The sequence below is a fragment of the Brachybacterium sp. genome (genome assembly GCF_052095815.1).
Taxonomy (GTDB): Bacteria; Actinomycetota; Actinomycetes; order Actinomycetales; family Dermabacteraceae; genus Brachybacterium.
The window spans coordinates 24933-32234 of the sequence record NZ_JBQDLF010000045.1 but is presented as its reverse complement, the minus strand read 5'-3'; the positions used below and the strand labels follow the sequence as shown (position 1 = coordinate 32234).

Below are 7302 nucleotides of genomic sequence, written 5' to 3'. Positions count from 1 at the left end.
CTAGAAGGCGTCGACACGTTCGTGAACTTTCCCGAGGTCAACTACGAAGCAGTCGCCGCCGCCGATCCAGATTTCATCCTCAACAGCCTCGGCTACGACGAAGAGATCGTCGACCGGCTCCCCGACATCGCCCCGACATACAGCCTGAACGGATTCGACGGGAAGGACTGGCGCGTGCACTTCGAGGAAACGGCGATCGCGCTGGATCGCGTCGAAGAGTTCGAGGCCTGGGAGCAGACCTACGAGCAAAGACTCGACGAGGTCAGAACGCGGATCGGTGACCAGGCGCAAGACCTGGTGGTTACGGTGGTGTATCCGGAGTTTGGCGGTCCCGGGATCCAGACCATCTGTGGAGGCCAGACGCTGTGCTCGGTCTATCAAGACCTGGGTATCGAGATCCTGCCCCTGTCCGAACAAGAAGGCGGCGTGATCCTCAGCCCGGAACAGTTCGACCAGCTCAATGACGCCAACGTCGCATTGACCGTGAGCGACTACGGCGACATGACGGCACTGACCAGCAGCGAGGCATGGCAGCGACTCCCGTTCGTCCAGAACAATCAGGTGCTGGAGTACCACCTGGAGCTGTCGTTCGGGTCACCGTCGAGCCAACTTGCACTGTTGGACGAGGTCGAGAACGATCTCGTCGCACTGCTCGGTCTGTAAGACGCCCCGGTCCAGAAGGCCAGCAGAGATGAGCCGACCTATGGCGGAGGCTCCGGCGAGGACCGGCACGGGAGACGTTGACGCAGCTTCTTCCGTGCCGGCCCCCGGGCTCGGACGGCGTGCACTGGGGCTTTTGGTCGCTCTCGTGCTGCTCGCTATCGTTGTCGCAGGGAGCGTGCTTGTCGGGTCGCAGACCCTCTCAATTTCTGCGGTGTGGGAAGCTCTCGTCAGCGCCGAAGACACGCAACCGCACTTCATCGTCCACGAGCTGCGTATTCCGCGCACCGCCGTCGGCCTGGTCGTGGGAGTCGCGCTGGGCACCGCGGGCGCGCTGATCCAGGCACTGACGCGCAACCCCCTGGCTGATCCAGGCATTCTCGGGGTTAACGCTGGAGCTGCGTTCTTCGTCGCGCTCGGCGTCGCCGTGTTCGGCGTGTCTTCAATCAGCGGGTACGTGTGGTTCGCGTTCGCCGGTGCCCTGGTCGTGACCGTCGCTGTGTATGTGATCGGGTCGGCCGGGCGCGGCGGCGCGGACCCGGTGCAGTTGACGCTTGCAGGGGTCGCGCTCGGTGCCGTGCTCTCAGGAATCGTCACCGCGATGGTGCTGCTGGACTCGCAGACCTTCAACCAGATGCGCAACTGGAACGCCGGCAGCATCGTGAGTCGAGACTGGGACGTGCTGCTGCCGGTGCTGCCGTTCTTGATCGTCGGTCTCCTGCTCGCAATTGTTGCGGCAGGAGCGTTGAACGCGATCGCGCTGGGCGACGATCTTGCTCGTTCGCTGGGCGCGAACGTCACGCGCACTCGGGTGCTCGTCATCGTCGCGGTCACCCTGCTGGCAGGTGGGGCGACCGCCGTCGCGGGGCCAATCGGGTTTGTCGGGCTGATGGTGCCCCACATCGCCAGGTGGATTGTCGGCCCAGATCAACGATGGATCCTTGCGTACACGTTGGTGCTCGCCCCCACCCTGGTGCTCGCGGCGGACATCCTCGGACGTGTCGTCATCCGCCCCGGCGAGTTCCCCGTCGGGATCGTCACGGCCTTTGTCGGCGCTCCCGTCCTGATCTTCCTGGTCCGCCGCAAGAAGGCGAGCGGACTGTGAACCCGCCAAACGCCCACGCTCCCCGCAGCGATCCGGCCGTTCGACAAACCCGAGAGGCCCCGGAGAGCGGCGATACGGCGGCGCGAGTCGATTTCGGGCATCGCACGGTCGTGATTCGTCGGGGCGGTTTCGCCCTGCGTTGGCCGGTGCGAACGATCGTCGTGTGCGCGGTACTCGCTGTCCTTGCCCTCGCCGTCACCACATGGGCATTGACCCTGGGTGACTACCCGCTCACGCTCGACCGGGTGTGGGCAGCGTTGATCGGTGCCCCGGACGCCGGGTTCGCCCGCACAGTCGTGGTCGAATGGCGGCTCCCGCGAGCGGTGGCCGCGGTGGTGTTCGGGGCGGCGCTCGGCGCATCGGGGGCAGTCTTCCAGTCGCTCACCCGAAACCCTCTCGCCTCGCCCGACATCATCGGCTTCTCTGCTGGCTCCTACGCTGGTGCGCTGATCGTGATCATCCTCATCCACGGCAGCTACTTGCAACTCGCCGGAGGGGCATTGTTGGGCGGTGTCGCAACGGCGGCGCTGGTGTATCTGCTGGCCTGGCGACGTGGCGTACAAGGGTTCCGGCTCATCATCGTCGGCATCGCGGTCTCGGCGGTCCTCACCTCTTTCAACACCTGGCTCATGCTCACCGCCGACCTCGAGGTGGCCATGTCCGCCGCGGCATGGGGTGCCGGTTCGCTGAACGGCACCACATGGGAGCAGACCCTCTACGGCAGCGGCATGATCCTGCTGCTCCTGGGAGCGATGGCAACGCTCGCCGCCGGCCTGCGACAACTGGAACTCGGCGACGACGCCGCCAAGGCCACTGGCATCCGCGCCGAACCGGTGCGCCTGGCCGTCATGGTCATCGGCGTCGCCCTCACCGCGTCCGTGACCGCAGCCGCCGGGCCAATCGTCTTCATCGCCCTGGCCGCCCCGCAGATCGCCCGACGCCTCACACGAACTCCCGGCGTCCTGGTCGCCCCGGCCGCGTTCACTGGCGCGGTTCTGCTCGCCGCCGCTGACGTGGTCGCTCAACATCTGCTGCCTGCACCACTGCCGGTAGGGGTTGTCACCGTGGTCGTCGGCGGCGGGTATCTGGTGTGGCTGATCATCCACGAGGTGCGCCGACGTGCCTGACAACAGCACCCCGAAAGGACAGGATCGATGACTTCTACCGCCGCCAAGGTCACCACAGCCACGCTGCTCCCCGCGGACATACCCACGACATCGACCCTTGATGCCGTACCACGATTGCGTGTCGAGGATGCAACGATCGGATACGACAAGCGGATCATCAGCGATCACCTGTCGGTCTCTGTCCCGGACCGGTCATTCACTGTGATCGTAGGCCCGAACGCGTGCGGCAAATCCACTCTCCTACGCGGACTGTCTCGCCTCTTAAGGCCCAGCTCAGGAGAAGTGATCCTCGACGGCACGGACATCCACGCGTACAAGGCCAAAGAAGTCGCGCGCCGTATCGGGCTCCTGCCACAGACCTCCATCGCCCCCGACGGAATCACCGTGGCAGACCTCGTCGCGCGAGGCCGGTACCCGCATCAGAAGCTGATCCGGCAATGGACCCCGGACGACGAACGCGCCGTCGCCGGGGCCATGGCCGCAACCGCGGTGACCGACTTGTCCGCCCGTCTGGTCGACGAGCTATCCGGAGGGCAGCGGCAGCGGGTGTGGGTTGCGATGGCACTCGCGCAAGAGACCGGCATCCTGCTACTGGACGAGCCGACGACGTTCCTCGACATCACTCACCAGATCGAGTTGTTGGAGTTGTTCACCGACCTCCACGAGCAGGGACGCACCCTCGTTGCAGTTCTGCATGACCTGAACCATGCAGCCCGGTACGCCACCCATCTGATCGCGATGCGCGACGGGCAAGTCGTCGCCGAAGGCGCACCGGGTGAGATCGTCACGGCCGACCTCGTCGAAGAGGTCTTCGGGCTGCGCTGCATCGTCGTGCCCGACCCCGTAGCAGGCACTCCCTCAGTCATACCGCTGGGACGCCAGCGAGGCAGGGAACGAAGCACGGGCACGTCATGACAGCCCGCAGCGACACCGACCCGGCCCGGCTGGGGCGGGGCCTACTGACACGGTGGCTTCCCGTCCTCGGCCACGCGTCACCCGCGGTGCCCACGATTGCGCCATTCGTGATCGACGAGACTCAGACTGCTCGCAGACTGACGCTGCGCATCATCTTCTCGACCCCACATCTGACGTTCCCTGCTGCCGCCCTGGCGGTGGTCCACCAAGTTGGGGAAGCGTTCGTCCCCGTGATCGTGGGGTTAGCAATCGACCGTGCTCTCGCGACAGGAGACCTCGAGCAGTTCCTGCTTTGGGTGCTCGTGCTCGGCCTGGACTTCCTTATCTTGTCACTCGGGTTCCGGTTCGCCGCACAACTCACCATGCGCGCCGTGCAACTGACCCAGCATCGACTGCGCGCAGCACTGTCGACCGCGGTCCTGCATCCCTCGCACCGGAGGGCGCAGCACGCGGATGGCGACATCCTGTCGACGGCGACCAACGATGTCGCCAGTGCGTCCTCGGCCGTGACGATCGGAGTGTTCCCGATCGGCGATATCGCAGGCATCGGCTTCATCGCTGCGACGCTCTTCATGATCCACCCGCCGCTAGGACTGACCGTCCTCGTCGGAGCACCATTGGTCGTCATCGGGACGGGAGCTCTCAGCCGGCCGTTTGCTCGCCGCAGACAGCAGTTCCAGACCCTGCTCGCCGGGGCCGTCGCCAAGGCGGCAGACCTCGTCGCCGGGTATCGCGTCATCAAAGGGATCGGCGCCGAAAACGAGGCGATCCACCGGTACCGCGTAGCCAGCCGCGCAGCACTCACCGGCGCGCACCGCAGCACCGGCGCTTTGGGCAGGTATCTCGCCTCCAGCGGCACGATCAGCGGTGCCTTCGTCGCGATCATCGGCGGTCTCGCGGCATGGTTCGCCGTGGAAGGTCGCATCACGGTAGGTGAGCTGATCACCGTCGTCGGCCTCGCCCAGGTGCTCCTGCCGCCGCTGTTCTCGTTGACATCGAACGCGGTCACATGGTGGGCAACTGCGATCGCATCCAGCGCCCGAATCGTAAGCGTCCTTGCCGACTCCGCTCAGTCGCGGAACGAGCACGCCGGAGCCTCCGTCGAGCCACTGGCCGCAACACCAACCATTGAACTGGTCATCGACGGGCAGCGGAGCATTCGGATCGAACCAGGCGAACTCGTCGGTATCCGTACCGACGACCGCACAGCCTTGCGTATTGCGACGGCGCTACTCGCCCCACGGACGAACGATGATGTTCGAGTATCCGTCGACGGCGTCGCCGCTGAGAGCCTCGACAGATCCCAGTATCGGTCGCGCATCACTGTGGCACCGCATGTGACAACGCTGTTCACGGGCACGATTGCCGAGAACCTCGACATTCCAGGTGCGAGATCTGAGCTGAAAGCGGCGGCGGCCTCCGCTGCCGTCTGCGATGACTTTGTCACCGCGACGCGAGACGGATGGGACAGCCATGTCGGTGAGAACGGGAACCGGCTCTCGGGTGGGCAACGGCAGCGTGTTGCCCTGGCGCGTGCCTTGACCGCCGACGCTCCAGTTCTCGTGTTGCACGATCCCACCACCGCGGTGGATTCCGTCACCGAAGCAGTAATCGCCGACCGTCTCCGTCGTTTTCGGCGCGGCCGCTCCACACTCATCATCACTGCCTCTCCTGCCCTTCTCGGCGCGTGTGATCGAGTAACGGACTGGGTTGTTGAACGTCACAGCGCAGGCGCACGATGAGTGCAGTGTCGCTGCCGCTGGCGAGCACCCGCCAGACATGGACAGAGCTGCGTCGATCGAGCCGCGGGACACGTCTGATGCTCGGCGCCGCCGTCATTGTTGGGCTGCTCTCAGCCACTCTTGGTCTGGTCTTCCCCACGGCGCTCGGCTATCTCGTGAACCTCATCGACGAAGGCTCTGCCGACACTGGCGCGGTGGTCTCGACGACCGCGATCATGGTTGCCGCTGCCGGAGTCGGTGCCCTCGGCTCCGCGCTCACCGTCGTGCTCGCCATGCGCGCATACCAGACGATCCTTGCCGACCTCCGAGAACGACTTGTCGCACAGTCGATGGACATTCCACAAGGCGTCGTAGAGCGGGCTGGCACGGGCGATCTCATTGCACGTGCCAGCGATGACGTCGCCCAGGTCGCCGACGCCGCGCCGCACGTGATTCCTGCGCTCACCGCGTCGGGCTTCAGCGTTATCGTCACCCTCGCCGGGATGACGGCACTGGACTGGCGCTACGGCATCACCATGACCGTCACGCTTCCGATCTATCTGTTCACGGTGCGCTGGTATCGGTCCACTGCTCCACGCATCTATCGCGCTCAACGCGCCGCGATGGGTGTCCGTGCCCAGCACATCTTGGAGTCTCTGCGAGGTCGCGATACCGTGCTCGGCTTCGGACTCACCGAGCGCCGACACAACGTGGTCATGGACGCGTCCTGGACTGTGGTTCAGCACAGTCTGCGTGCTCGCACCGTGCAGAACATGTTTTTCGGACGGCTCAATCTGGCCGAGTTCATCGGCATGAGCGCGATCCTCACGACCGGCTACCTGCTGATCAGCTCCGGACAATCCACTGTCGGTACCGCCACAACGGCCATGTTGTTCTTCCTCCGACTGTTCGGCCCCATCAACGAACTACTGTTCATCATCGACGTGCTGCAATCCGCATTCACCTCGCTTGGCCGTATCGTCGGCGTGATCTCAATGCCCGAGCCTGGCCGCATTCCTCAACCGCATCAACGCGTCCAGCCGGGAACCGTCCAGCTGCACCACGTCTCCCACATCTACGATAACGCCGACCAGCTCGCGCTCGATCAGATCACCCTGACCATCGGAGCAGGTCAACTGGTCGCCGTAGTCGGCCCCTCTGGGGCCGGAAAGAGCACCCTCGCCGCGGTGATCGCGGGCATCCACCACCCCCAGCACGGATCGGTGGCCCGGCCGGCGCGTACCGCGGTGATCACCCAGGAAGTGCACGTGTTCGCTGGGACGCTGCGGGAGAACCTGACCCTCGCCCGCCCCGACGCCACCGATCGGGAGGTCCGTGCCGCGTTCGAGACCATCGGTGCAACGGGCTTGCTCGACTTGCTGCCCGAGGGTCTGGACACGGTGGTGGGCGCTGCAAGTTGGGAGCTGACCGCGGCGCAGACGCAGCAGGTGGCCTTGGCCCGGCTGGTGCTCGCTGACCCGGAGTTGGCGATCCTGGACGAGGCCACGGCCGAGGCCGGCTCCACCGACTCCGGGCTGCTGGATCGTGCCGCGGAGGCTGCGCTGGCGGGGCGGACGGGGTTGGTGATCGCGCACCGGCTCTCCCAGGCCGCCGTCTGTGACCGGATTGTCGTGATGGATCACGGCCGGATCATCGAGACCGGGACACATGCCGAGCTGGTCGCCTCCGACGGCGTGTATGCCGGGTTGTGGGCGGCGTGGCGGGAGGGGCAGAGCCTCGGTAAGGCAGACGGGCCGGAATGACCCGAGCGCAC

Annotated in this window: 6 protein-coding genes; all 6 read left to right on the top strand. The window is 65.6% G+C overall.

Translation table 11 applies throughout. The annotated features are described in order from the left end of the window. Positions 1–663, top strand: a 663-nt coding sequence (locus ACTH43_RS15185; RefSeq protein WP_441445739.1) for an ABC transporter substrate-binding protein, incomplete at its 5' end; no start/stop codon positions are given. Positions 664–703: 40 nt separating this feature from the next. After that, the gene (locus tag ACTH43_RS15180) at positions 704–1765 is read left to right on the top strand and encodes a FecCD family ABC transporter permease (protein ID WP_441445738.1); all 1062 of its coding nucleotides are present in this window, start codon (positions 704–706) and stop codon (positions 1763–1765) included. 110 nt (positions 1766–1875) lie between these two features. Beyond that, entirely contained in the window at positions 1876–2892 is a 1017-nt protein-coding gene (locus ACTH43_RS15175) for a FecCD family ABC transporter permease (RefSeq protein ID WP_441445737.1), read from the top strand. Positions 2893–2919: 27 nt separating this feature from the next. Continuing rightward, a complete protein-coding gene (locus ACTH43_RS15170; RefSeq protein WP_441445736.1) occupies positions 2920–3807 on the top strand; it encodes an ABC transporter ATP-binding protein in 888 nt (295 codons plus the stop codon). 107 nt (positions 3808–3914) lie between these two features. After that, positions 3915–5549 (top strand): ABC transporter transmembrane domain-containing protein, encoded by a 1635-nt coding sequence (locus tag ACTH43_RS15165; protein ID WP_441445735.1) that lies wholly within the window; start codon positions 3915–3917, stop codon positions 5547–5549. Further along, complete coding sequence (locus tag ACTH43_RS15160) at positions 5546–7291, top strand: ABC transporter ATP-binding protein (RefSeq protein WP_441445734.1); 1746 nt, start codon at positions 5546–5548, stop codon at positions 7289–7291. Before ACTH43_RS15165 ends, ACTH43_RS15160 begins: the two co-directional genes overlap by 4 nt. Positions 7292–7302 lie beyond the last annotated feature (11 nt).